We start from the raw sequence: 26,878 nt of genomic DNA, 5'->3' as shown, positions 1-26,878 counted from the left end.
CAGGCCAATCAGCAGCGGCAAGACGATATGTTGTTATGTAATTCGGCAGCCTCGCTGGGGGCGAAAATGCCGATAAATGTCGTATTTATTGTTTCAGGCGCAAGACTTTATGTCATGTGGACTATAGGCGCGATACAGCAAACAGTTATTTACACTTCTTATAGCACTGATAACGCAAGACCGCAGAAGCCATGCTTAGGAAGGGATAGGAAACTCTGTGGAACGAGAAAATCTAGTTCGCCGATGAATGCCCAAGCGCCAGGACAACACCGATCATCGCCCAATCATTAATGATATGAGCACCAGTGGATACCAGAATATTTCGGGTTGCAAGATAGGCTATAAACAACACTATTCTGGCACTACCGATAACCACAATGCACTGCACCCAATTCCAGTTATAGGTCGGCAAATGCGCCATACCGAATAGCAACGCGGAGCCGAGTCACGCCAGAATCAATGCCAGTTTGCGGCTCATCCCGCACCAGGTATGAAGCAGCCACATAATGGCTAAAAAGGGAAAAATAGTTATTAGTTCTTCACCAAAAAGCTGGGGAATAGTGCGCAGTAGAAACAGTATTTTTTTCCAGGAATCCTGCTCGCGCAATAAACCAAACACCGGATTTGCTGCTGCGCCCGCGGTATCCATTACCAACTTTCCAATCGATATACTCACAATGATGTTAAGCAGTGCGATGAGAAACATCCATCCCACTGCTTTTGCATCAACTTTCGCAAAAATAAGTCGCCAGTGTTCACCTACAAGATAAATAAACACCAGCATTGGAATACCGGGAAATAGGAAAGCACTAATCCACTCCCGCCCCGGATACTGCCCAAAGGGGAAAGGGGATGCGAGAGCCATAAAGCCCAACGCAACTCCCAGCATTAGCAACAACCAATTTCCAGCAGATAAGCCGATAGGCTTCCCGTTATAAAAAGGAAAATCATCCATCTCGTAACCTGCCGAATATTGCCTATTGCCGGACATGACTCCCTCCGCCTTAATACATCGACTTACTATTTATGGTTACAGTCAAACGCGGGAGAGTCGGTAATCGAATCGTAACGGCCATCCAGTGTTACAACGGTGATACATTTGCGATGCGAACTATTCCACCAGTTGCTCCAGACTCGGTCTTCACCCTTGCTGGATTTGATAAATTTGTAACCCTTATCCTCCAACTGTTTTTCGCCACTGCTCGCCTTCATGCCAACCAAGCTATTCAAGCCAGCGCCACCACCGTGTTGTTTTCCTGAGTCGACATATTTGTCATCGCATAAATTTTTGTTTTGCTTGTTATAAGAGGTATAACGCCCATTTTTTGTGGTGACTGCAATACAGCGTTGTTCACTGGGGCTCCACCAGTAGGTAATAGAACTACTACCGGATTTTTTGGAATAGCGTTCAAAATAGCCCATATCAGTCAGCTGCTTTTCACCACTACTGGCACGAGCACCAACAATACCCTCCAATCCTCCAGAGTGGCCGGAATGATGTTCATGATGGTCTCTGGACTCATTATGTTTATCATCGGAGGCGCCTTCACACATTTTCTCAGGCTGATTAACTATGGAGCTGTATTTCCCTTCCTTGGTTGTTACGGCAATACACTGCTCACGGCTCTCACTCCACCAATAAGTAATAGAGGAACTGCTGACTTTAATGGTCTTGTGATAGGTGTAACCACGATCTTCCAACTGCCGCTCACCGCTGCTTGCACGCACATCGATCAGATCCTGCAAATGTGATGTCGATGCTGCTATCGCGCCTAAAGAAAGAAAAACCAAACTATTGAAAGTGAATATATTTACATGGCGCATAGAACGTTTCCTTATATTGCAAATAAAAGAGTGAATTTTTTATTTCCGTATGGCGCGAAAATGATAAAAAACAATAAGCAAATAAATTTCCGCTTACAGCAAGCTGGTTAAGAATCAAAAGAAAATTATTTTCAATTATCCAATAGGGTTTAGCTTCATTGCTGTGAATTTTCCAGCGCAATCAAAAAAGATACATCCCCCAACGCACCAAAAGCAGAGTGAGCTTTCAAACTTGAGCGACTGGTAGCCGGGCTGGGCAAACCACACAAAAATCTGGCCAACTGGCGCGGTTGGCGCAAAGCCGCATGGTTTTCCTTCTTGAGATTAGCAATGGTATTTTGCTGCCCTGCATTCAGCGGCACAGCATCGGGCAGATTAACTTGCGCAGGATTTTGTTACCGACAGTGATTACAAATACCACAGGGCTGCGCACTCGCCTCGCCAAAATACTGCATCAACTGCTGACTTAAACAGGCGGGATTATTGGCAAATGAAAGGATACTGTGAATTCGTTTTATATCGCGCGCCTCACGCTCGGCAAATAATTTGTTTAAGTAATCGCACAATGCATTAAATTGCTCCGCAGACTTTATCGTTTGATTATTTTTATAACCCTGGCGCAAATTGGCGACACTTAATTCAATCCAATTTTTTTCTGCCAAATAATCCAGTGCTTTGGTGATGCGTTCTTTGCTTTCATTTAGTTGCTGCGGTGCTGTGAGCATATCGATAGACAACCATTTTCTACCCATGCGCCCAACGGCAAATAACTGCTGCAAAAACGCAGCGCGATTTTCATCAAACTGCGCGAGGATATAATTTTTATCCTGCACAAAATTGATTTTGTATTCGGTGTAAAACGGACTTTGCGAACTGATCACATTTTGTAATTCGAGATAAGTCAGCGCGGTATTTAATACTAGCGGGCGCAGATCAAACTGATTGGATAACTCGTAAGTGGAAATATCAAACACATCATCATGAGCAAGCAAGTGTTGCACTAGGGCACGCAAGCTTTCATCTGTAGGCGTATCGGCGTAAGTAAAATTTTCCAGCACGCGAATATCATCACCCACCGCCAGCATTTCACACAGCGATGGATTTCCATCGCGACCGGCGCGGCCAATTTCCTGCACATAGTTTTCAATCGATTTAGGCAAGTTGAAATGATAGACCGCGCGAATATTGCTTTTATCGATCCCCATGCCAAACGCAATAGTCGCCACCACAATCGGCACTTCGCCGCTCATAAATTGGTTTTGCACTTGCTCGCGCTCATCGTCTTTTAACCCCGCGTGATAATGCGCTGCGCGTAAACCGGCAGCATTAATTGCCGTAGCAACTTCTTCAGCGGTTTTTTGCAAAGTGACATAAATAATGGTCGCGGCATCGCGCGGGTGTTTGTGCAAACGCGCAAGCAATAATTCCATGCGCGACTCAGCGGTGCAGGGTGTTACGCGCAATTGTAAATTGGGGCGAGCAAAGCTGGTTTGAATATGATGTTGCGGCTGAATTGAAAATTGGCGGCAAATATCCGCAGCCACACTCGGTGTTGCTGTAGCAGTTAATGCCAGTACACGCCCTACACGCAATTTTTTTGAAAGATCAGCGAGCAATAAATAATCCGGCCGAAAGTTGTGACCCCACTCGGAAATACAGTGCGCCTCATCAATCGCCAATAAACTTATTTTCAGTTGGCTAAGCCGCTGTACAAAACGCTCGTTCTTCAACCGCTCAGGCGATACGTACAACAACTTCAAACTACCGTTTTGCAGCGCTGTGTAAATTGCTTGAGTTTCGTCTTTACTCAATGATGAATCCAAGCGCGCCGCATTAATTCCCAATTTTTGTAATGCATCTACCTGATCTTTCATCAAGGCAATTAGCGGCGAAACCACCAATGTCAGACCATCAAGCATTAATGCAGGCAATTGATAACACAAACTTTTACCACCACCAGTGGGAAATACGGCGAGTGCAGAATTTCCTTGTAACAATGCATTAATTACCGCTTCTTGACCGGGGCGGAATGTGGTGAGTTTGAATCGGGTATTTAATAATTCAGCAGGTTTATTCATATCTGGTTTCATCTAATCACCCATCATCCCTAATTGGTTAAAAACAAAAACTATCAACCGCACATCATAGTCGTTTTGATATTCGATGCTATTTATTAAAAGAACCAATAAGAGCATTCGTGAAATAAATAATAATCGGCATTTGTGCAGTGTACTATTACCTGATTGTATTTATTGATGGATGAGCCATGCCTGCGCAGTTGCTGCCCAATGTCAGTGATGCCCTGTTTGCCAGCCTCAGGCATTTGGGCTTCCAGCGTTTTGCGCCTCACCCACAGCTAATGCCTTGGGTGCAATGCTACTGGGTGGCACAGCAAACACAGTTGCCCGGAAGCTCTGTGAGTGAAACAGTCTATCCGGATGGTGGCACCACGCTGATCTTCAATTTTACCCCTAGTGATTATCCCGACATTATTTTCAATGCCACCCACAGCACCAGCCAAATGCAGTTTTCAGGGCAAATTAATCGATTGGGGATACGCTTCCATCCCGGCGGTGCATTTCAATTGCTCGGTGTTGATATGCAGGATGTGATCGAAGGCGATTCCGCTGCCGATGAATTTGCGCCGCGATCCCTGTTGCAATTGCGCGAACAACTGACCGATTTCCCGTTGATAGATCAGCGTCTGAATCTGATTGATCAATGGCTACTCAAGCTTGCTGATAATGCCAAGAGCGGGCTGATCCAACGGCTGTTGCCGCCTTTGATGCTCGCGCATGATTCTATCGATGGGTTGAGCGCGCAGCTGCCTATCAGTCGCCGCCAACTGGAGCGAAAATTCCAGCAGGAAGTCGGTTTTAGCCCGATCCAGTTAAAACAACTGCATCGCATCAAATTGGCCCGCACGCTCATCAGCCGTCACCCGGAGCAATCGCTGAGTCACGTAGGGCAAGATGCCGGTTTTTACGACCAACCGCACTTTATCCGCCAATTCCAGAAAATTACCGGACTGACACCCAATCAATATCGCCAGAAAAAGATGTCGCAAAAATACAATCCAGCAGCGGATTAAAAACGCATCATCAGTGCTCACATATTCTTAGGAGCACATCATGAGCAAACGAATTATTCAAAGCGATGTCTACAAATTACAGCCTGCCATTGTCAAATCCTTAATCGGTTTGGGCGATGCAGCCGCACACGAATTGGAGCATTCGTTAATCCATCTGGTAAAGCTGCGCGCCTCACAAATTAACGGCTGTGCCTTTTGCCAGCATATGCATGCCAATGAAGCGCGCAAAGATGGCGAACAACAGCACCGTTTGGATGTATTGCCCGCATGGAAAGAGGTGGATATTTTTTCTGCCCGTGAACGCGCCGCGCTAGCTTGGACAGAAGCCATGACACTGGTTGCCAATGAGGGCATTAGCGACGAAATTTACGCAGCCACCGCACAACACTTTACGGAAAAAGAGCTGATCAACCTGACTGCCGCTATAGTTACCATTAACGCGTGGAACCGCATTGCGGTAGGCTTTCATTTTGCGCCTGCATTTTAGTTTTTAACACTGTAAGGGAGTTAACTTATGAATGTACGTCATCTGGTTTTGGGCTTATTGCTCATTGCTACACCGCTAGTCAATGCCGCACTTCCACCCTTCGGAGAAAAGGCCCTTAAGTTCGACGCCAGCTATGAAACCTTTGAACATCAGAAAGTGGATCTGCAATCCCTAATCGGAACCAAGCCGGTCTATTTAAAATTCTGGGCAAGTTGGTGCCTCGATTGCCGCCATGAATTACCAAGCCTCGAAAAAACTTATCAGAAGTATCGCAATCAGATGGCAATTTATGCGGTGAACTTAAACATTAATGAAACAGATGAGGCGATTAAAAAGCTTCAGCAAAAAAACAATCTGACCATACCTATCCTGATGGACAACAATGGCACTATCGCCGGAAACTTCGAATTCAAAGGCACACCATTTCATGTGCTCATCAACCGTAAGGGCGAAGTCGTCTACACCACCTATAAAGACGATGAACAATTGGCAAGCCAGTTAGCATTATTGGCCAAAGACTCAGCCAAAATAGAAGCGACAACGGAGGGAGTAAAACAGGCAGACACCGCAAATACACCTTTACCAAATGGAGTGTCGCTTGTGTATTTCTCTGCGACCTGGTGTGATTCTTATATGAAAGACGTTGAGCCAGAAATCAGCACCAATTGTGTCAATGCTATACATACCATCGATAAACTTTATCGCGCGCAACCGACGCTGCAACTCATCGCCTATGTGACACATCTGTGGACGGAGCAAAGCGATTTGACAGATTATCGCAAACGTTTTTCAGTTCCCTACAAAGTCAACCTGGACGAAAACAATGAGAAATTCCGTCACTTCAAAGCCAATGGTTATCCAACATTAGTTGTATTCAATAACGGCACAGAGATAGCACGTTTTACAGAGTTTTCATCCAGTGATAAAACGCTAAAAGAAATTGAAGCAGCTATAAAAATACAATAAAAAAGATGACCAACAATAAAAAAGGGCGCAACCTTCGTAAAGACTGCGCCCTTTTTTATTTATGCCTTATTAGCACTTGACTACTTTTGTTTTGGCAATCAAGTCGTGAATGCAACGTTTATCTTTGGTAAAAATAAACAGAATGTTCACAAAACTGAAAATGGTACCGGCAATAGGGATTTGACCAGACAATGAATAAACCGCATAGCGAATCAATAACTGCGGCTGAAATGATGGAACATTTCCACTCAAGTCAACGATTTTAATATCCAGTACTTTTTTGCCAATCGTCTGGCCATTCGCAACCAGCAATCGATAGTTAATCGCAAAGAAAACAATAAGGCTCAGAATACCCATGCCGAACATGTAAACAAAACCTGGTTCACGCCCCTCCATAATACTGTCGAAGCCACCGGTAAAATACATCACCGGCACTACGACCACCATCATAATCACCGAATCGATAATTGATGCGCCCAAACGCGCCCAACGGGAGGCCAAAGGTTTTTCACTATCGTCAATTTGATCAACCAATTGCGATTGCGGTGTGCTGTAAACATTGTTATCAGTCATATAAAGCTCCTGCTTCTATCTTATTCGTTTTAATAAACCTACATAGTTTTAATGCATGGAAACTATAGCGACAAAAGCAAGACTTGAGAAGACATCAAAAAATCCGTAGGTTAGCGCTGAACGCAGCGATGCCCAACATTTTAAATCTGCAAGTTAATGCGCTACCGACTTTGAAAACACATTCATAATCAGCACGCCAACCAGAATGAACGCCATACCCAACAAGGCAGGAAAATCCAACTTCTGTTTGAACACCAGCCATCCAATAATACTGACGCCCACAATACCCACACCTGACCAGACTGCATAAGCAACACCGACGGGAATTGTTTTTAAGGTAAGCGACAAAAAATAAAACGCCAAACCATAACCCACAAGCACAATCATGGACGGCGTTGTTTTGGAAAATCCGTCACTCGCTTTTAATGCTGATGTTGCTATGACTTCTGAGAAAATTGCCACCACTAAAAACAACCAACTTTTCATCGCCTGCACCCCATCTGCTTATCAAGCCTGATTAATTGTCGCACTTGCAACAGACAAGAAACAGTCTTGTGCAATTTGTAAAAGCCTGCGCACAAATGAAAAAGGCCGATCTTTTCATCGGCCTTTTGAGTTACTCGTTAAGAATTTTCTTCACTCCAGTGAGCCAGCTCAATTGTTTGGTGCCCACTCAGCAGTTTTTTATCAATGCTTAGTGGACACACTTTCCCAAGGTTTGTACTTGGGGATATTTAACGCCAAACGATCTGACCATTGCCCACCATGCTGACGCTCACACGCTTGCTCACTATCAAAACGCACACATTGTTTAATATTTTTTACGACTATGCCCACCTTAAGTAGTTGTTTTTGTATGGTTGCACGCAAGACTTCATCTTGCTTAAGCGCCAACATAGCCTCAATATCTTCATCCGTATTAAAAACACAAGTGACCACTAAACTTCCAGGAAAGTTGGTGTAATTCACGCGATGCGTCAACCAAGAAAATCCGACAATATCACCCAAAAAGGATTCGCAAGCAGCAGTTAACGACTTGCATATATTGTCATCCAGCTTTTGATTCGTTTTACTTAGTTTCATCGTATTCTTGCATTTAAATTTTCACCTTCATAAAAAAAGCCGACCTTATCGAGTCGGCTTTTTCAACATCAATTACTCATTAAAAAACTTCTTAACACCATCGAACCAGCTCGATTGTTTGGGCGAGTATTTTCCGCCCTTCATGGTCGATTGGAATTCCTTGAGCAGCTCTTTTTGTTTGTTGGTGAGGCCGACCGGTGTTTCTACTACTACTCGGCAAAGTAAATCACCAACTCCACCACCACGTACTGGCGTTACACCTTTTCCACGCAGTTTGAATAGTTTCCCAGTTTGAGTTTCTGCCGGGACTTTTAATTTTACGCGACCATCGAGCGTGGGAACTTCAAGCTCGCCACCGAGTGCTGCATCAACAAAATCAATCGGCACTTCGCAGTACAGATCAGCACCGTCGCGCTTAAAAATATTGTGTTCGCGCACATGCACTTGCACGTACAAATCACCGCTTGGGCCTCCATCTGCACCCGCTTCACCTTCTCCGGATAAACGAATACGGTCGCCAGTGTCCACACCCGCAGGCACTTTCACAGAAAGAGTTTTAGTTTCTTCTACGCGACCTTGGCCGTGACAAGATTTGCATGGGTCAGAAATAATAGTGCCGCGACCACGACAACTTGGGCAAGTTTGCTGCACAGAGAAAAAACCTTGCTGCATACGCACTTGGCCATGGCCACCACAGGTGGTACAGGTCACAGGTTTGCTACCGGCTTTTGCACCTGAGCCATCACAGGTTTTACAGGAGACCAATGTAGGCACTTTGATTTGTACGCTGGTGCCTTTAACGGCATCTTCCAAACTCAACTCAAGGTTGTAGCGTAAATCGGAACCGCGCGCTGGGCCACCGCGACCACGGCCACCGCCGCCACCAAAAATATCGCCAAATACATCGCCAAATATATCGCTGAAGTTATTAAACCCTGCACCACCCATGCCAGCTTGACCATCAACACCCGCATGGCCGTGACGATCATAAGCTGCGCGCTTGTTTTCATCGGAAAGCACTTCGTAGGCTTCGTTTGCTTCTTTGAATTTTTCCTCTGCAGAGGCGTCATCCGGATTTCTGTCCGGGTGAAATTTCATCGCCACGCGACGGTAAGCTTTTTTCAATTCTGCTGCGTCAACATCTTTTTTGACGCCGAGCACTTCGTAGTAATCACGCTTTGCCATAATGAGACCAGATAGTTAAATCAGTTAGTCAATCGCTACCAGATTGAGCGATTTTCTTTACGATGCCTTTTTGTTTCTGAAAATATTGCCAGTAAAAAATGAGCTGTTTCTTACATGACAAATGCGGGCAAGCCCGCATTTGTGTTTGGATCCTTAACGCGAACCCGAATCGCAATAAATGAGTGCTGCTTACACAGCACTCATCTAGCGACTTACTTGTCTTCTTTTACTTCTTCAAACTCTGCATCCACTACGCCATCATCAGCTACGTTGTTGCCGCCTGCTTGTTGTGCACCAGCGCCACCAGCTTGACCTGCCGCTTGTTGCTCAGCGTAAAGTTTTTGTGCCAGTGAGCCAGAAGCTTCGGTCAACTTGGTAGTCGCTGCTTCGATTTTTGCCAAATCTTCAGACTTGGCTGCATCGCGCGCTTCAGTCAAGGCTGCTTCGATTGCAGACTTCTCATCGTCAGTCGCTTTATCGCCTGCATCCTTCAGGGTTTTTTCAGTTGCGTGAATCAAACCTTCCAGGGTGTTGCGTGCAGTTACTACTTCAGCAAATTTGCGATCAGCATCGGCATTAGCTTCAGCATCTTTAATCATTTGCTGGATTTCGTCATCGCTCAAACCAGAAGACGCTTTAATTACGATTGACTGTTCTTTGCCGGTTGCTTTGTCTTTTGCACTTACGTTCAAAATACCGTTAGCATCGATATCGAAGGTTACTTCGATTTGCGGCATACCGCGTTGCGCCGGTGGAATATCGCTCAGGTCAAAACGACCGAGTGATTTGTTTTGCGACGCTTGCTTACGCTCACCCTGTACCACGTGAATAGTTACCGCAGTTTGGTTGTCATCCGCAGTCGAGAAAATTTGCGATTTCTTGGTAGGAATCGTGGTGTTTTTATCGATCAGCGGAGTTGCAACGCCGCCCATGGTTTCAATACCAAGAGTCAACGGAGTTACGTCCAGCAACAATACGTTGGTGGTATCGCCTGACAATACGGAACCTTGAATTGCCGCACCGATGGCCACCGCTTCATCAGGGTTTACATCTTTGCGCGCTTCTTTGCCGAAGAAATCAGCAACGGCTTTTTGCACCATTGGCATACGGGTTTGACCGCCTACCAGAATTACGTCGTCAATTTCGCTCAGGGATTTACCTGAATCTTTAATCGCTTGTTTTACTGGCTCCATTGAGCGAGTTACCAAATCTTCAACCAGCGATTCGAGTTTCGCGCGCGTCAATTTAACAACCAAGTGTTTTGGACCGGTTGCATCAGCAGTGATGTACGGCAGGTTCACTTCGGTTTGTTGGCTTGATGACAATTCGATCTTGGCTTTCTCGGCCGCTTCTTTCAAACGTTGCAGCGCTAAAGGATCGTTGTGCAGATCAATACCAGTGTCTTTCTTGAAAGTATCCGCAAGGAATTCAATCAAGCGCATATCAAAGTCTTCACCACCGAGGAAAGTATCGCCGTTGGTTGAAAGCACTTCGAATTGGTGTTCGCCATCAACGTCAGCGATTTCGATAATTGAAATATCGAAAGTACCACCACCCAGGTCGTATACCGCGATAGTGCGATCACCCACACCTTTATCCAAACCGTATGCCAAAGCAGCAGCAGTTGGTTCGTTGATGATGCGTTTTACGTCCAGACCAGCGATGCGACCGGCATCTTTGGTTGCTTGACGCTGTGAATCGTTGAAGTAAGCCGGAACGGTAATTACCGCTTCAGTTACTGACTCGCCGAGATAATCTTCAGCGGTTTTTTTCATTTTCTTCAGCACTTCAGCAGAAATTTGTGGCGGTGCTTTTTTATCGCCCTTCACTTCTACCCATGCATCGCCGTTATCAGCGGCAGTAATTTTGTAGGGCACCATTTTGATGTCTTTCTGCACAACATCATCTTTGAACTTACGGCCGATCAAACGCTTTACTGCAAACAAAGTGTTGTGAGGGTTAGTAACTGCCTGACGCTTGGCAGATTGACCAACCAGAATTTCATCGTCGTTGGTGAATGCAATAATCGACGGAGTGGTGCGATCGCCTTCTGCGTTCTCGATCACTTTTGGTTTGCCGCCTTCCAATACAGATACGCAAGAGTTGGTGGTACCCAAATCGATGCCGATAATTTTGCCCATGGTGGTGCTCCTGAAAATGCTATTTGTTACTAAGTACAAGCGCTAAGTGCAAATGACTAACTTGTACTGAATTGTTGGTTTCTTGCCTTAGTTACCGCTGATCTGCATGGATCTGCGTTTTGTTGGCAGTTGTTTTCTATATTGGCGCGGGTGAAATTAATTCAAGTCCAACGCACAAAAATTCCTCAAACTTTTTGTGGTTTCTCGCCCATCAAGGCGCTTTGGAAACCACAACCATTGCCGGGCGCACTAAACGGCCATGCAGGGTGTAACCTTTTTGGAAACAGTTGAGCACGGTATTTGGCTCTACATCCGGATTAGGAACGGCAGAAACTGCTTGATGCAGATTCGGATCAAATGGCTCACCTTCCGGGCTAACTGCAATCACTTGATGACGAGCAAGCGCATCAACGAACGACTTGAGAGTCAATTGAATACCTTCAGCTACAGGCGCAAAAGCTTCGTTGCTGGCGTCGATTGAGGTGAGCGCACGCTCAAGGTTATCGACTACCGGCAAGAGGTCATTGACGATTTTTTCCAAGCTGAATTTATGTGCTTTTTCCACATCCTGCTCAGCACGACGACGAGCATTTTGCGCATCAGCCTGCGCGCGCAGGGATTGTTCTTTGGCTGACTCATAAGCCGCCGCAAGACTTGCCAGCTGCGCCTGCAAGGTTTCAAGGCTAGGCTCGCTACCAGCTTCAGCCTGCTCGGTTACGTCTTCAGCCGGACTTGGCTCGGCCGCATTTTGAATATCGCTATAGTCTTGAGTTGACACTGTTATCTCCAATCGCAGGTTGGCAGAACCGGCCGAATGCTTGGCACGGTTCCCGCTTTATTAACTGTGGGGGCTATATGGGGCTGGCACAGGGGGATTCAAGTTTTTATCGCCAAAGTTTTTCCCCAACCGGCCGCTATACCTAGGTGGGGGCACGAAAAGCAGGCAAAAATCGATTTCTGCCTATAATCAATTCAGGACGCCACACCGGTGCTAACTCATCATCAGCACCAGAAAACACCCATCACGGATGCGCAATGCAGGTGCACTTTATGTTGAAAAATGCGCCATAATAGTGAACTCGAACCCTAATACCCGTTTTTATCCAAAAGTCGAACTTATGCATTTAAATATTATTTGACAACGTTGTCTCTCAAACCTAAGGTTCAAGGTTGTCTGTTCATAACTTAGCCACTCCCAGGGGGCACAATGTCTTTACGCACCAAAATATGGATCGTCTCCGCTCAAATTCTAATCGGCCTACTGGGAATTATGCTGATTGGTCTCTACACCGTTCGCCACTCCAGCAATCAGGATAACGCGGCGCGCGTCGAACAATTGCTAAACAGTACCTACGCCACCGTAATCCAAATGGAGCAGATGGCTGCACGCGGTGAAATGGACGATGAAACGGCTAAAAAAATCGCCACAACGCTGCTGCGCAATAACATTTATCACAAGTCGGAATATGTGTACGTCGCCGATGAAAAACTTAACTTTGTCGCCGCGCCGCTCGACCCACAAATTCACGGCACCAGTTTTCATGAATTTAAAGATGGCAAAGGCCGCAGCGTAGGCGAGATCATGCAAAAAGCCGTTGATAAGTCCAACGGCCAGCTCGCTCGCTACAAATGGACGCAAAAACAACCCGATGGCTCGATTGAGGAAAAACTCTCCATCGCCAAACTTTCGCCGCGCTGGAAATGGATAGTCGGCACTGGAATTGGTTTTAACGAAGTGAACGCGCGTTTTTGGGAAACCGCCAAGTGGCAATTGACCATTTGTTTGCTGGTGACATTAATTATCGTGGTGCCCGTGGTGATGTTCGCGCGCAAACTCGATAGCGGCCTGGGCGCTGAATTAAAAGAAGTACTTGCTCTGGTGCGCGCGGTTGCGAGCGGCGATCTGACCGAACGCAACGGACATCAAGCCCCGGAAGACAGCATCTATGGTTCGGTAGTACGTATGCGTCATGCGCTGCGCGATGTGATTGGCGGTATCGCCCAGATGGTGTCGCGCCTACATGCCATCAGCGACGACATTGTCCACAAAGCCGAAACTAGCACTGCGATGGCAGAAGACCAAAGCGTCAACACCATCAAGATCGCCTCCTCTGCCGAAGAATTCAACATGCAGACCAAAGATGCGATGCAGCAGGCAAAAGTAGCAACCAACCAGACTGATCACGCCTCCAAAACCGCGCATGAAGGCCAGAAATTTATCTCTAATGCGGTGAAAAGTTTTGTCGAGATCGACAATAGTGTGACCCAAACACAGGGCAGCATTGATGACCTCGCCAACCGGATTAACAGCATCTCAGCAGTTATTTCGGTGATCAGCGAAGTTGCCAACCAGACCAATCTGCTCGCACTTAACGCCGCGATTGAAGCCGCCCGCGCCGGTGAGCAAGGGCGCGGATTTGCAGTGGTTGCAGATGAAGTGCGCCAGCTCGCCCAGCGCACCACCAAGGCGACCACCGAAATCAGCGAGACAATTACCGCCGTGCAGAACTCCAGCCGCGTCGCTAAGCAAAATATGGATGACATGGTGATACAGCTGAAAGATGGCATAGGCCAAACCCGTCAGGGCGGCGAGATTGTTGAAAGTGTGCGCTTGGAAACTGATGAGGTGGCCAAGATGGTTGCGCACATTGGCAACTCACTGATCGAACACGTACAGGCAAGCAGCTTGATTTTGGAATACGTCAGTCAGGTCGAACAGTCATCGCTGGGGACGAAAGATGCCGCGCGCGGCACCCTCGTGGCATCGCAGCAAATTCGCGATGCGTCCGATGAACTCAGTAGGCAGCTGGATGGCTTCCGCCTCTAATTAGAGGGCTTCCGCCTGTAATTGTATTTTTAACGCACTGGGTCGCTTGCCTCACCCAGCATCAATACTGTATAAATAGCCAGACAATTAATGCACATATTGTCTGGCTTTTTTATTGCTGCAAGGCTTGCGAGGCGCCCATGTTGACTCACCTGAATATCCAAAATTTCACCTTGGTGGACAAGCTCGATCTGGACATCAAACCCGGCATGACGGTGATTACCGGTGAGACAGGCGCAGGCAAATCAATAGTGCTGGATGCTCTCGCGTTAACGCTGGGCGACCGCGCCGAAGCCGATCGGGTGCGCGCCGGAGCCAGTCGCGCCGACATCACCGCCACTTTCGATACTAGCGCCATTCCCAGTGCGCAGGAATGGCTACTGAATATGGATTTGCAGCAGCCGGACAATCCACAGGAATGCCTGCTGCGCCGTCTGATCAACAACGAAGGCAAATCCAAATCCTATATCAATGGCCAGCCGGTCACCCTGCAACAGCTGCGTATTCTGGGTGAGATGCTGATGGATATTCACAGCCAGCACGAGCACCAATCTCTACTGGTGAAAGAAACCCATCGCCGTTTGATCGATGAATTTGCCGGCCAGACTGATCTTGCCAAACAGGTACGCCTCGCCTTTCGCGAATGGCAGAGCCGCCTCGAACACTTTATTCACCTGCGCGATAACGCCGCCGATGTGAGCGCGCGCTTTCAATTGCTCAGCTATCAATTTAACGAGTTGGAACAGCTGGGATTACAAGCAGGTGAACTGACCAAGCTGGAAGCTGAACAGCGCAGCCTCGCCAATGCCGAAGAAATTCTGCACGGCAGTCAACAATTAGCGGCATTTTGTGGCGATGATGAACAGGGCTTGAGCGTAAATCTGCATCGCGCGCTGCATATTTTGCGCAGTCTGCCGGAGAAGACTGCAGCGCTACAAACTGCTGAAGAATTGCTGACCAGCGCGCAGATCCAAGTGGAAGAAGCACAACACGAAATTGATCGCCATATCGACAACTTCAATCTCGATCCAGCACGTCTTTCGGTAGTCGAAGAGCGGCTTTCCGCGATTTACGATCTCGCGCGCAAACACCGTATCCAACCGGAAGAATTGCTCGCCTTTGTTGAAAAGCTCAGTGCCGAACTTGAGCAACTGCAAGGCGGCGATGCCAAACTCGATCAACTTGCGCAGCAAGTTGCGCAGGCGGAAAAAGCCTATCGCCAATTGGCAGAGCAACTATCCGCCAAGCGCAGTAAAGCAGGCACCAGCCTCGCCAAACAGGTCAATGAACAACTCAAATTGCTGGCGATGAGCAACGCCAATCTCAGCGTCAGCCTGATTCCTCTTACCGACAAACCCGGTCCCAATGGTTTGGAAGATGTGGAGTTTTTAATCAGCACCAACCCCGGCCAAGCGCCGCGCCCACTCGCCAAAATTGCTTCAGGTGGCGAACTGTCGCGTATTAGTTTGGCGATTCAAGTCATCACCGCGCAAACCTCGGCCACACCGACATTGGTATTTGATGAAGTGGATGTGGGCATCGGCGGCGCCACTGGCGATGTCGTCGGTCAGTTGTTACGCCAATTGGGCGAACGCGGGCAAGTTATTTGCGTCACTCACTTGGCTCAGGTGGCAAGTAAGGGCCATCAGCATTTGAAAGTGGTAAAAACTGCGAGCAAAAAAAGTGCGGAATCTACGCTAGTGGAATTGGCAGGCGAGGGCAAGGTGGAAGAGATTGCGCGTATGCTCGGCGGCTTAAAAATTACCGAGCAGTCATTGGCACATGCACGCGAAATGTTGGAATTCTAGCAAGCCATCGAATCAGACTGATTTATTCTCAAGCATAAAATTCACAATAATAAAAAAGGGCGCGATCACTCGCGCCCTTCTTTATTCAACCAAAACTGCAGCTAACCGACATAGATCAGCCTGCATCACTAGCGCTTTTTTCTAACGTACAGCACCAGACTATGACCGGTTAATTCAAAACCATGCTCTTCGGCAATACGGTGTTGCAATTCTTCAATTGCGTCGTTATGGAACTCAATGATGGAGCCGGAGTCCATATCGACCATGTGATCATGATGATCGCCGCGCGCCACTTCAAATACTGAATGACCGCCGTCGAAATTGTGGCGCACAACCAAACCGGCACTTTCGAACTGGGTTAATACCCGGTACACAGTAGCCAAACCTACATCATCACCCTGTTCCATGAGCGCTTTGTACACATCTTCCGCGCTCATGTGATGCTGCTCAGAGGACTCTAGCATTTGCAAAATTTTCACACGAGGCAAGGTCACTTTAAGACCCGCTTTGCGCAGTTCGTGGTTACCGTCTGCCATTATTTCCCCCAAACTCTTCTCAGTGTTCCTGTGGTTCGGGTATTATCCGCGTTCATTTTCGTTAGTGGAAGCCCTTGTATGAAATTAGCCAGCCGCGTTTTTCTGGCCCTTGTCTTAGCATCCAGTCTCACCGCTTGCTCCAGCTTCCGCTTTCCCGGTGTTTATAAAGTCGGCATCCAGCAGGGTCACATCATCACGCAAGAGATGGTAGAACAACTGAAACTGGGCATGTCCAAACGTCAGGTTCGCTTTGTGCTCGGCAATAGCCTGCTCCCCGATACCTTTAACGATGACCGTTGGGATTACCCCTACAGTGTGCGTCGTGGCTCTCAGGGCGAAATCACCCAATACCTTTATACCGTGTATTTTGAGAACGATAAGCTGGTGAAAACCGAGGGCGATTATTTGCCCGGTAAAGCACCTTTGACGGGCGACAAGTCGAAAAAATATCTGGATGATATGAACCGCGATGTACCCGTTCCTACCGATGACAACGGCGCATTGCCACCACAAGCACCAAATTCTGAAGACGTTGAATAATCTCGCATAGCAACAAACAAAAACGCCCGGTCAAGCCGGGCGTTTTTGTTTGTGCGAGACAGAAACCTTGAGCTTGATTTAGGTGTTAAGACAAATACGATTACGCCCTTCGGATTTGGCGCGATAGAGCGAGATGTCCGCCTCCTGCAATAACTGCTCGGCGCGTTCAATCCCCGGGCGATAGGCAGCGATACCCGCGCTGAGGGTGACATTAAATGTGCGCTGATCAACGTTGAAAGTAATATCGCGCAATCGCTGACGCACATCCTCCATTAACGCCTGCGCCTCTTCACTGCTGCAGCGCGGCAGTACGGCGACAAACTCCTCACCCCCATAGCGGCCAACGGCATCGGTTTTACGCAGACGCTGACGCAGCAAGTGAGCAACCGCTTTGATCACCTTGTCGCCCGCAGGGTGGCCGTAGGTATCGTTCACTTGTTTGAAGTGATCGAGGTCGAGCATTACCACACTCAGGTTTTCACCGGTGCGCGCAGCGCGACTCAGTTCAGCATCCACCAGCTCTTTAATGCGCGAGTGTTTTAGCAATCCAGTGAGGCTATCGCGATCCAATGCATCGCTCAGTTGGCGACTGCGCGCTGCGCGCACCGATACCGCAGTAATCAGTTCACGATCACTCAGAGGTTTACTCAGGAAGTCATCACCCGCACGCCCCATGGCCAGTGCACGCTTTTCGATGTCCTGCTCTGACGACAAATAAGTAATCGGCACCCGCAGCCAATCCTGATTGAGGCGAATCACCTGCGCCAACTCTATGCCATTGCAGCCGGGCATATTGATGTCGAGCAAAATCAGCTCAGGGTGAAATTCCTCAAGCACATCAAAGATTTCATGGGGATTATTGCTTATCTCGGCGCGAATATCGGCTGTGCTCAGCACCAGTTTGTAGTGCTCCGCCAGTGCCAGATCATCATCGATAATCAACACCCGATGAGGTGCACTGCGGTGGCGGTCGAGATAGTATTCAAAGCATTCGACCAAGCGGATGATGTCCAACGGCTTCACAAAATAACCCACCGCACCGGCGCGCACCGCGGCGTGATAGGCATCAAAGTCGGTGCGGGTCGAGACAAAAATCACCGGAATAGGGGTGGGTAAATGCTGCTGCAAGTTAGCCACTGCCGCAGGCGTTTCGCGCCCCTCCTCAGTGAACATGATGTCGCAGATCATAAAATCCGGCGGGCGGCGCATAACGGCAACTTCAGCTGCAGCAATGTTGGAAAAATGCACCACCTCATGACCGAAATGGCGCAGAGTCATACAAACCTCATCTGCTACATCTGGATCATCTTCCAGAACATAGATCAGCGTGTTGGATTTGAGCGGCGCACTTTGTGATACCAAGGGGATTTTTTTATCGCCGATGTTTTGATCTTGCCCTTCAAGCGAGGCCACCGCGACCGCAAACACCCGCAGAATTCCCGGGTCGATATGCTGGCTGACAAGCCAGGTCTGCGCCTGAATTTCCAGTTTTTTGGCCTGCTTCCCCAACTCCGCAAAACCAAAACTGCCAGCCGAGCCAGCCAGTCGATGTAGCTTTTGACTCATCTGGTCGAGCGTTTCCTGCTGGGTTTCCGGCTCGGATAATTTCTCTGCCAGATCGCTCAGACTCTGGAGTTCCTTTGGCAAACGCGCGGCGTAATCGTCGCGCAACGCCTGAAGCTTTTGTGCAATTTCTGCGTGTTTATCCATGGATACCAAATTTATGAATAGGAAAGTTTTTATTCTCGCACACAGACGTAATTACGCGACGTTTATCGTGTCAATTAGCCTCAATAATAGATCTTAAAATGAGTTTAGCCAGCCCTCATATCTGCACAAATTTTATCCACCCTTGCTCCGTACAACCAAAATTCCCTGTCTATACTCACAGAATCACACGCACTGCATTTCACTACTAAACTGAGTCTACATGCTTAAACGAATTGCTGTCACAGATCTCCAGATCGGCATGTTCATTTGTGAGTTCTGCGGCTCCTGGATGGAACATCCCTTCTGGAAATCCCGCTTTTTATTGACCGACCCGAAAGACTTGCACGCCATCCAAACCAGCGGGGTCAAAGAGCTCTGGATTGATGCGAGCAAGGGTAGCGATCTGGATGCCAGTATCCCTGCGCAGTCAGAGGAAGAGGTCGCCCGCCAGACCGACGCCGTATTATTAGCGACAACCAAGAGCAATCTACGAGGAAAAGTCACGATTGCGGACGAAATAGAAACTGCAGCCAAGCTCTGTGCCAAAGCCAAAGAAGCCGTAATTGAAATGTTCAGCGATGCACGTATGGGCAAGGCGATTCAGATTGAGCAGGCGCGCGAGCTGGTCGAGGAGATTTCCAGCTCGGTTATGCGCCAACCCCACGCACTCATCAGCCTCGCGCGCCTCAAAACCGCTGACGAGTACACCTATATGCACTCTGTTGCGGTCTGTGCTTTGATGATCGCACTCGCCCGCCAACTAAACCTCACCGAAGATCTGGTACACGAAGCGGGCTTTGCTGGCCTGCTGCACGACATCGGCAAAATAGGCATACCTATGGAGGTGCTCAATAAACCCGGCAAGCTCACCGACAGTGAATTTGCCATTGTGAAATCCCATCCGGATGTAGGTGCGCAGATTCTGATCGACAGCTATAAGGTCAGCCCCTTGGTGCTCGATGTGTGCCTGCATCACCACGAAAAGGTCGATGGCACCGGCTATCCGCACGGCCTCAAGGGGGAGAACCTGAGCCTGTTTGCAAAAATGGGGGCGGTGTGCGATGTCTATGATGCAATTACGTCCAATCGCCCCTACAAAAAAGGCTGGCCCCCGGCCGATTCGATTCGCAAGATGGCAGAGTGGAGCAAGGGGCATTTCGATGAAGCTATTTTCCAGGCCTTTGTGAAAACAGTGGGCATTTATCCCATCGGTTCGCTGGTACGTTTGGAGAGCGGGCGTTTAGCGGTGGTGGTAGAGCAACATGAAACATCGCTGCTCAGTCCCAAAGTGAAAGTCTTTTTTTCTATCAAGGCAAAAATGCCCATCAAGCAGGAGCTTCTGGATCTAGCCAAACTGGTGGGCAAAGATAAAATCCTCGGGCGTGAATCACCCGAGGATTGGGGCTTTAAACATCTGGATAGCCTCTGGTCGGGCATCAACTAAGGTTTTTCCAAGACAACTCTTTCTAGCTCCAGCGCTTGGGCGAGCGCCATGATCTAGAGTAAATCATTTTACTCAACAATTTTTCGCGCCCAGATATCGCGCAGCTCCTGCGCCAGCGTCATGGGGTCAAAGGGTTTCGCGATCACGCCGATTGCGCCCAGATTCAGATAGTCCTCCACCTCTTGCGGTTGCACTTTGGCGGTCATAAACACTACCGGCGTGGTCGCAAGTTCGGGAAAGTTGCGCAACCCCTTGAGCGTTTCCGGCCCGTCCATGCCCGGCATCATCACATCCAGTAGAACCAGATCCGGTTTGAAGGCGACGGCTTTTGCGAGCGCATCGCTGCCGCAGATGCAGGCCTCTACGGTAAATCCATTGATGGTTTCCAGCACCATCATGGCGATGGCTTGGATATCCGGGTCGTCTTCAACATAGAGGATACGGGTTAACTCGTGTGCCATTCGCGATGTCCTGATAAGAAGTCAATAGTGCGCCAGTACTCTGGCAGTTATAGCAAACCTGATACTAGTCCACCGCCGGAAAGCGGGCAAAAAAACGTGCGCCTTGCCCCGGCTCTGATTCAAAACCAATGCTGCCCTGCATCCGCTCCACAAAGGCTTTGCTGATCGCCAACCCCAAGCCAGTACCACCGCGTTGGCGCGAATCAGAGGCATCAGCCTGGGCGAACTTCTGGAAAATATGCGCGCGGAATTCTTCGCTGACGCCCGGACCGTGATCCACCACCGCTATCTCTAACCATTGCCCTTCGCGCAGCAGATGCACATCCACCACGCCATTGGGCGGGGAGAACTTGACCGCGTTGGAGATGAAATTTGCCAAAACCTGCTGGATGCGCCGGGCATCTACCTCGGCGTAGGCATTCGTGCCGGCATTCTGCGCATGCAGTGCCAACCGCACCCCGAAGGTATCTGCATAGGCTTGATTGGCGCTCAACGATTGTTCGACCAGCGGTAGTAGCGGCTGCACATGCACATCAAAGTCCATTTTGCCCGCTGCCAGTTTTTCCATATCCAGCAGGTCATTGATCAGCAGGGTCAGGCGCTGGGCATTTTTGTAGGCGATACCCAACATATCGCGCATTTTATCTGGCAGTTCGCCGAGCATTCCGCCAGTAACTATGCCCAACGCGCCGGAGATAGAAGTCAGCGGAGTGCGCAATTCGTGGCTGACCACGGAAACAAATTCGTTTTTGAGCTGTTCGATGCGCTTGCGCTCGGTGATGTCCCAGATAAAACCGTCGATGTATTTCAACTCACCATCGCTATCGTAAACACCGCGCCCCACTTCCTCCACCCAGCACCAGCGGCTATCGGCATGTTGCAGGCGATAGGTCATGTGAAAAGTGTCTTTGCGCAGCAGGGCGGCCTGCACGGTTTCATAGATGAGCGACACATCTTCCGGATGGGTGATGTCGCTCAGGCTGAGCGCGTCCTTCCCCATAAACTCCGCAGAGGAATAACCGGTGAGCTGCTCGACCGCTGCGCTCAGGTATAGCATGGTCCAGCGCGGATTGTTTTCGCAGCGGTACACAGCGCCGGGGAAATTGCTCACCATCGTCTGCAAGCGCTGCTCGTTTTCCTGCAGGAGTTCGCGCGAATGGTACAGCTCGGTGATATCGCTATGAGTACCCGACATCCACAACGGATTGCCGTCCGGGGTAAAGCTGACTACCCGACCGCGCGCAAACACCATAATCCAATGCCCATCTTTGTGTTTCATTCGGCACTGGTTTTCGTAAAACTCCAACTCGCCGCGAAAATGCTGCTCCAGCAGCGCTTGGGACTCAACCACATCATCGGGATGGGTTAGCGACAACCAGGTGTTGATAGAGATAGGCGCCAGCTCAGCCAGACTGTAACCGACCATATTCGCCCAGCGCTCGTTAAAGATGGCCTCGCCCGTCTGCACATTCCAGCGCCAGGTGCCGAGATTGGCGCCCTTGAGTACGTCGTCAAACTTCTCGCGCTCATAGTCGAGCGCGACATTGGCTTCGCGCAGCTCCAGCAGTTGCATCACCTGCTTGGCCAACAGCCGCAGCGAGTCGAGCTGAGCGGCGGATAATCGGCGCGGCACTGTGTCTATCACACATAGTGTGCCCAAGGCATATCCACCACTGGTTACCAGCGGTGCTCCGGCATAAAACCGAATATACGGTTCACCTACGACCAATGAGTTATTGCAAAAGCGCTTATCCAAAAGCGCATCTTCCACCACAAACAACTTGTTAGGCGAGAGGATCGCATGGGCGCAAAAGGCAAGCTCGCGCGGTGTTTGCGACGCATTCAATCCGAGGCAACTTTTGAACCACTGACGCTCACTGTCGATCAGCGATACCAGTGCGATTGGTGTCTCGCAAAAATGGCTAGCCAGCGTGGTGATGTCATCAAAACTCTGCTCGCGCGGGGTATCCAGCACATCCAGTCGATGCAGGTGCGCCAACCGCTCTGCTTCTGTTAATGGCAGTGCTGCTTTCATTTGCCTGCTTCCTGTGACGGGCTAATTGGTTGATCTGATGGAGGCAACTGCGCCAATGCCTGTTTAATTACCATTTCCAGCTGGCCAGTAACCAGCGGCTTTTGCAGCCAGAATACATTGTCGCGCCCAACCAGCGAAGGCAGGCGGGTTTTGCCTTCATCAATAGTGCCGGTGATGATGATAATCGGCAGCTTGGGTTCAGGGTTCTGTGCACTGCTTTCGCGCTGCTGTAAATGCGCTACTATGTCGGTGCCATGCATGTCGGGCAGATGCAGGTCAAGAGTGACAAGGTCGTAATGGCGCAATTGCAGGTGTTCCAGTGCTGCTTGGCCGGTGAGCGCACAATCCACGTCATACTGCTGCGCCGCCAGCGCGGCCACCAGCACTTCGGCAGTTTCAGCATCATCTTCCACCACCAGCAAATGGGGTTTGGCCGCAATTGGCTCGGTGCGGGAGGATGGCGATTTTTGGCGCACATCCTCGCAGGGCAGCTCGAAGTAGAAACTCGCCCCTGCGCCCGGAGTGGACTCCACACCGACGCTGCCGCCCATGCGTTCGATAATCTCTTTGCAAATCGCCAGCCCCAGCCCGGTACCGCCTTTTTGGCGTGAATCCGAGGCATCGGCTTGGGAGAATTTCTGGAATAAACGCGCTTTAAAATCCTCCGGCACGCCCGGCCCCTTATCCGTCACTATCACACGCACACTGCAGCCATTGGCGCTGACTTTTGTCGCCAGATGAATGCTCACTACATCGTCCACCGGCGAGAATTTGGCCGCATTGGAGAGGTAGTTTGCCAACACCTGCAGCAAACGCTGCTGATCGACCGAGATTTTAACGTCGCTCGCGGGCGCAATCAGTTCGTAGGTCACCCCATACTGCTGCGCAAAGGCGGCGTTGGATTCGATACTCTGCTGGATCAGCGGTAGCAGCATTTGCGCGCGTATATCAAAGTGCATTTTGCCCGCGACCAGCTTTTCCATATCCAGCAAATCATTGACCAAGTGGATCAGGCGCTGCGAATTGTTGTGCGCAATGCGAATCATGCGCACCGACTGCTCGGGTAGTGCGCCCGCCAAACCGTTTACGACGATTCCCAGCGCGCCGCTGATCGCGGTGAGCGGGGTGCGCAACTCGTGGCTGACGGTGGAGATAAACTCGCTTTTCATGCGGTCTATACGCTTTTTCTCACTGATATCGCGCGAAATTCCCAAGTAACCAGTGATTTCTCCTTCAGCATTCTGCAAGGGGGTTACCGTTAACATCACAGGAAAGCGAGTCCCGTCTTTTTTAACGAAGGTGCACTCTTTTTCCAAACGATCATTAGTTCGCGCCTGAGCCACAAACAACTCAAAATAATCATCCACATTGTCATGCCCTGCGCGCGCTGCAAATACCCGCGCCTGCGCAGCCAATTCTTCGGGCTCATGCAATACCAGCGGGGTCTGACGGTCGATCATCTCCTCCGCACTGTAGCCACACATCACCTCAGCGCCGCGGTTAAAGGTTTTGATAATGCCCTGCTGGTCGGTCGAGATAATCGCAATATTAGCGGCATCCAGAATCGCCTTGCGCAGAGCATTGGTCTCTTGCAGCTGCAGCTCCGCTGTTTTCAACGGCGAAATGTCCGAGACATAACCATTCCAAAGCACGCTGCCATCGTCCAGTTGCTCCGGCATCGCCTGCACATGGGTCCAAATCAGCCCGCGATGGGCGTGGTTGACTCGCACCGTCGCCACCCAAGGCGTGAGGTTGGCGGCGGAGTAGGCGATGCTTTGACTGACCCAGCCGACATCATCCGGATGAATCACACTGAAAATTTTCTCGGCACTGGATGCCAGCTCCTCCGCGTCAACATCGTAGATATTATTTATACCGGGGCTGGCGTAGGGGAAAAACGAGCTGCCGTCCGGGCGCATCTGGAATTGATAGAGGAACCCGGGCAGGCGCTCGCTGAGTTTTTGGAAGCGTTGCAGGATGACTTTTTTCTCGTTGTCTTGCTGCCAGCGCTCCACCACCGAGCTGATCCAGCGCGCGAGCAGGCGCACAAAGTCGCGGTCGAGCGAGTCGTATTGGTGATGACGTGTCTTGCGCGAGTTAAAACTAAGAGTGCCGAATATCTCCCCACCTACCCAGAGCGGAGCGCCTATATAGGTTTCAATCTGGCTTAATGGGTATGCAGGATGGCGGCAGTATTGGCTCGCGGGAATATCATCTTCTGCAAACACATCCTGCTGGTTAAGCGTCAGGCTGCAAAAGGTTTTAGCGAGGGAAGTTACAACTGATTTATCACCCTCGGTCTGTGCCGAAAACTGAATGTGCACCCGATAGTCCTCGCCGCTGATCTGGCTGATAACACCGTTACTCAAGCCCAGATAGCGCGCCCCCAAACTCAACGCCCGCTGTAACTGCTCGGCCGGTTCAACCGAAGAGAGCGAGGCAATTTCATTGAGCGAGTGCAGCGCCGCCTGCTGGCGAATACTGATCAACTCGGTGTTTTTGCGCTCAGTGATATCGGTGTAGACACCCACCATCAACGACGATTTGCCATCGGCCGCCCACTCCACCACCTTGCCTCGGGTAAAGATCCACTTGTAGCTGCCGTCGTGGGTTTTGATGCGATATTCGTTTTCGTACATCGGGGTTTCGCCTTTGATATGGCGAATAATGTCCCCGTAACTGAGACGTTTATCTGCGGGATGAACGCGGCTCATCCACTCGTCCAAATCGAGCGAACTGGGTGATTCCGGGCCTATGCCGCACAGCTGCCGCCACTCGGGTGAAAACTCAGCTTTGTCATTGATGATGTCCCACTCCCAAAAGCCCGAGTCGCTGGAGCGCAACGCCAAGGCCAAACGCCGCCGAGCCTGTTCACTTGCCGCATGTTCTTCACGCAGCTGTTCGCCGTGTTCGGTAACCAAGCGCTGGATGTAGTGGCGATTGAGACGAATAAAGAGCAGTAGTAACAGCTGCGCACACACCAGCGCCGCCAGCCATTTGGCGATCACCCGTTCGCAGATGAGTTGATACTCGTCGTAGGCCGGGCTGATATCCGTCCACACCAGTATCGCCAGTGGCGAATCCTCAAGCGGCGTACCTACGTAAGGCAGTGGCCACCAGGAAGCAAGAAAGGTTTTATCTTCGTTGTGCAGCAATTGGCCTTGTTTGTTGATCGGAACCAGACCGCGGCTCCACCAATGATTGAGCTGCGAATCGGTTGAATCTTCCAAGCGCCAATCATCTACCGTGGTCGGGCTTTGCTGGTTGAGTTCGCGTCGGGTCTGTTCCCAGAGCACTTGCTCGACCGCACTCTTACGCAAGAACACTGCCATCTGCATAGGCGCCAACTGTCCATCTACCTGCTGCGGCAGCGATGACATGCCCACTTCCAATACCGCAACCACACCACCTGTGGCATCGGCATTAGCCGGAATAGGCAATATGGCGCGATAACCGGTGCCTTGGCGGGCAACATCCATCCCCCAAGTAGGCAAACCAGAAGCGAAAGCTTGGGTGATAAGCGGCCGCACGCCGTTGAGGCTGTCGCCGTAGCGATCCGGCCGTTGCATACGCAAAAAATTCACCGCGCCCGGCGCCAGAAACACGTTCAGCTGCTGCACCCCCAGCTCACTCATCCCGCTCCAATAATCCTGCAGCAGCGCCTGCACATCCTGTCGCTGCTGACGCAAGTGTTCGAGGCTGTCAGCCTCCTCGGCAACAAATACCTTCTGTGCCTCACGCAGCTTATCGACCAGCTGCTGATTACTGCCCACCAGCTGCGCCAGCAACATCGCCTGCTGGGTGAGATCGCGCCCGGTGCTGTCAAGATGGTCTTTTTGCGTTTTGGTATTCCAGTTCAATCGCTCATGCCACACCCGCTCATGCACACGCAGATCGGCATTCATAAACCACACAAAGACCACCGCCAGCCCAAGGGCAAAAAACCAGGGCAGCCAGCGATAGGGGCGTTTGTAATTCAGCGACATGAAAACTCTCAATTGTTGTTATAGCTGCTGCTCATCAGCAAAAGCGCAGCATTACACCAGTGTAGTGCAAATTTTTGCGCGGGCAGCTCGGATGACCGACCAGAGCGATAGTCTGGTCGGAGAATCCCAGTTGGGTAAACAGAGCAGGGAGATCAAATTAGAGCAGAGGCTAAATCAGGGA

Annotated in this window: 22 protein-coding genes; 7 read left to right on the top strand and 15 right to left on the bottom strand. The window is 49.8% G+C overall.

The window, feature by feature from the left end; genetic code table 11:
- Nucleotides 1-232: 232 nt before the first annotated feature.
- From SPL68_RS04115 to SPL68_RS04100, 4 genes are all read right to left on the bottom strand, one after another.
- On the bottom strand, nucleotides 233-433 hold the full coding sequence (locus SPL68_RS04115) for a CPBP family glutamic-type intramembrane protease (RefSeq protein ID WP_323813802.1): 201 nt from the start codon (nucleotides 431-433) through the stop codon (nucleotides 233-235).
- Between the two features lie 12 nt (nucleotides 434-445).
- A complete protein-coding gene (locus SPL68_RS04110; RefSeq protein ID WP_323813801.1) occupies nucleotides 446-991 on the bottom strand; it encodes a hypothetical protein in 546 nt (181 codons plus the stop codon).
- Nucleotides 992-1,020: 29 nt separating this feature from the next.
- Nucleotides 1,021-1,824, bottom strand: coding sequence for a hypothetical protein (locus tag SPL68_RS04105; RefSeq protein WP_323813800.1), 804 nt, complete (start codon nucleotides 1,822-1,824; stop codon nucleotides 1,021-1,023).
- A 395-nt stretch (nucleotides 1,825-2,219) separates the two neighbouring features.
- Nucleotides 2,220-3,902: a RecQ family ATP-dependent DNA helicase gene (locus tag SPL68_RS04100; RefSeq protein ID WP_323813799.1), complete on the bottom strand. Its 1,683-nt coding sequence runs from the start codon at nucleotides 3,900-3,902 to the stop codon at nucleotides 2,220-2,222.
- 188 nt (nucleotides 3,903-4,090) lie between these two features.
- Here SPL68_RS04100 and SPL68_RS04095 point away from each other — a divergent pair, with 188 nt between their 5' ends.
- From SPL68_RS04095 to SPL68_RS04085, 3 genes are read left to right on the top strand one after another with little or no spacing between them, the layout of a single operon-like run.
- Nucleotides 4,091-4,915 (top strand): AraC family transcriptional regulator, encoded by an 825-nt coding sequence (locus SPL68_RS04095; RefSeq protein ID WP_323813798.1) that lies wholly within the window; start codon nucleotides 4,091-4,093, stop codon nucleotides 4,913-4,915.
- Nucleotides 4,916-4,955: 40 nt separating this feature from the next.
- Entirely contained in the window at nucleotides 4,956-5,402 is a 447-nt protein-coding gene (locus tag SPL68_RS04090) for a carboxymuconolactone decarboxylase family protein (RefSeq protein WP_323813797.1), read from the top strand.
- A 27-nt stretch (nucleotides 5,403-5,429) separates the two neighbouring features.
- Nucleotides 5,430-6,368, top strand: a complete 939-nt coding sequence (locus SPL68_RS04085; RefSeq protein WP_323813796.1) for a TlpA family protein disulfide reductase — start codon at nucleotides 5,430-5,432, stop codon at nucleotides 6,366-6,368.
- A gap of 69 nt (nucleotides 6,369-6,437) precedes the next feature.
- On the opposite strand, the gene SPL68_RS04080 is transcribed toward SPL68_RS04085, so the two are convergent.
- The 6 genes from SPL68_RS04080 to grpE all read right to left on the bottom strand — a co-directional run bounded on the left by SPL68_RS04080 (nucleotide 6,438) and on the right by grpE (nucleotide 12,128).
- The gene (locus tag SPL68_RS04080; protein ID WP_323813795.1) at nucleotides 6,438-6,941 is read right to left on the bottom strand and encodes an RDD family protein; all 504 of its coding nucleotides are present in this window, start codon (nucleotides 6,939-6,941) and stop codon (nucleotides 6,438-6,440) included.
- 153 nt (nucleotides 6,942-7,094) lie between these two features.
- The gene (locus SPL68_RS04075) at nucleotides 7,095-7,427 is read right to left on the bottom strand and encodes a DMT family transporter (RefSeq protein ID WP_323813794.1); all 333 of its coding nucleotides are present in this window, start codon (nucleotides 7,425-7,427) and stop codon (nucleotides 7,095-7,097) included.
- Nucleotides 7,428-7,628: 201 nt separating this feature from the next.
- Nucleotides 7,629-8,024 (bottom strand): Fis family transcriptional regulator, encoded by a 396-nt coding sequence (locus SPL68_RS04070; protein WP_323813793.1) that lies wholly within the window; start codon nucleotides 8,022-8,024, stop codon nucleotides 7,629-7,631.
- A gap of 72 nt (nucleotides 8,025-8,096) precedes the next feature.
- Nucleotides 8,097-9,209, bottom strand: coding sequence for a molecular chaperone DnaJ (dnaJ, locus tag SPL68_RS04065; RefSeq protein ID WP_323813792.1), 1,113 nt, complete (start codon nucleotides 9,207-9,209; stop codon nucleotides 8,097-8,099).
- Between the two features lie 212 nt (nucleotides 9,210-9,421).
- The gene (gene dnaK / locus SPL68_RS04060; protein ID WP_323813791.1) at nucleotides 9,422-11,350 is read right to left on the bottom strand and encodes a molecular chaperone DnaK; all 1,929 of its coding nucleotides are present in this window, start codon (nucleotides 11,348-11,350) and stop codon (nucleotides 9,422-9,424) included.
- A gap of 211 nt (nucleotides 11,351-11,561) precedes the next feature.
- Nucleotides 11,562-12,128 (bottom strand): nucleotide exchange factor GrpE, encoded by a 567-nt coding sequence (gene grpE / locus SPL68_RS04055; RefSeq protein WP_323813790.1) that lies wholly within the window; start codon nucleotides 12,126-12,128, stop codon nucleotides 11,562-11,564.
- 429 nt (nucleotides 12,129-12,557) lie between these two features.
- Between grpE and SPL68_RS04050 the strand changes: the two genes are divergently transcribed.
- Together SPL68_RS04050 and recN are read left to right on the top strand one after the other, a co-directional pair.
- Nucleotides 12,558-14,177, top strand: a complete 1,620-nt coding sequence (locus tag SPL68_RS04050; protein ID WP_323813789.1) for a methyl-accepting chemotaxis protein — start codon at nucleotides 12,558-12,560, stop codon at nucleotides 14,175-14,177.
- A 140-nt stretch (nucleotides 14,178-14,317) separates the two neighbouring features.
- Nucleotides 14,318-15,985 carry a DNA repair protein RecN gene (gene recN / locus SPL68_RS04045; protein ID WP_323813788.1) on the top strand — a complete coding sequence of 556 codons (1,668 nt, stop codon included), beginning with the start codon at nucleotides 14,318-14,320 and terminating at the stop codon, nucleotides 15,983-15,985.
- Between the two features lie 128 nt (nucleotides 15,986-16,113).
- On the opposite strand, the gene fur is transcribed toward recN, so the two are convergent.
- A complete protein-coding gene (gene fur, locus SPL68_RS04040) occupies nucleotides 16,114-16,521 on the bottom strand; it encodes a ferric iron uptake transcriptional regulator (protein WP_323813787.1) in 408 nt (135 codons plus the stop codon).
- A gap of 78 nt (nucleotides 16,522-16,599) precedes the next feature.
- On the opposite strand from fur, the gene SPL68_RS04035 reads away from it, so the two are divergent.
- Complete coding sequence (locus SPL68_RS04035) at nucleotides 16,600-17,061, top strand: outer membrane protein assembly factor BamE (protein ID WP_323813786.1); 462 nt, start codon at nucleotides 16,600-16,602, stop codon at nucleotides 17,059-17,061.
- A 78-nt stretch (nucleotides 17,062-17,139) separates the two neighbouring features.
- Here SPL68_RS04035 and SPL68_RS04030 read toward each other — a convergent pair whose 3' ends face one another.
- Nucleotides 17,140-18,771 (bottom strand): diguanylate cyclase, encoded by a 1,632-nt coding sequence (locus SPL68_RS04030; protein ID WP_323813785.1) that lies wholly within the window; start codon nucleotides 18,769-18,771, stop codon nucleotides 17,140-17,142.
- A 220-nt stretch (nucleotides 18,772-18,991) separates the two neighbouring features.
- On the opposite strand from SPL68_RS04030, the gene SPL68_RS04025 reads away from it, so the two are divergent.
- On the top strand, nucleotides 18,992-20,215 hold the full coding sequence (locus tag SPL68_RS04025) for an HD-GYP domain-containing protein (RefSeq protein ID WP_323813784.1): 1,224 nt from the start codon (nucleotides 18,992-18,994) through the stop codon (nucleotides 20,213-20,215).
- Between the two features lie 68 nt (nucleotides 20,216-20,283).
- Here SPL68_RS04025 and SPL68_RS04020 read toward each other — a convergent pair whose 3' ends face one another.
- The 3 genes from SPL68_RS04020 to SPL68_RS04010 form a co-directional block, all read right to left on the bottom strand.
- Nucleotides 20,284-20,676, bottom strand: a complete 393-nt coding sequence (locus tag SPL68_RS04020; RefSeq protein ID WP_323813783.1) for a response regulator — start codon at nucleotides 20,674-20,676, stop codon at nucleotides 20,284-20,286.
- Nucleotides 20,677-20,740: 64 nt separating this feature from the next.
- Nucleotides 20,741-22,711 (bottom strand): PAS domain-containing protein, encoded by a 1,971-nt coding sequence (locus SPL68_RS04015; RefSeq protein ID WP_323813782.1) that lies wholly within the window; start codon nucleotides 22,709-22,711, stop codon nucleotides 20,741-20,743.
- On the bottom strand, nucleotides 22,708-26,697 hold the full coding sequence (locus SPL68_RS04010; RefSeq protein ID WP_323813781.1) for a PAS domain S-box protein: 3,990 nt from the start codon (nucleotides 26,695-26,697) through the stop codon (nucleotides 22,708-22,710). The genes SPL68_RS04015 and SPL68_RS04010 overlap by 4 nt, the downstream gene beginning before the upstream one ends.
- Nucleotides 26,698-26,878 lie beyond the last annotated feature (181 nt).

It is taken from the genome of Cellvibrio chitinivorans (genome assembly GCF_035117775.1).
Classification (GTDB): domain Bacteria; phylum Pseudomonadota; class Gammaproteobacteria; order Pseudomonadales; family Cellvibrionaceae; genus Cellvibrio; species Cellvibrio chitinivorans.
The sequence above is the reverse complement of the archived record's forward strand: the minus strand, read 5'-3'. Positions and strand labels throughout refer to the sequence as shown.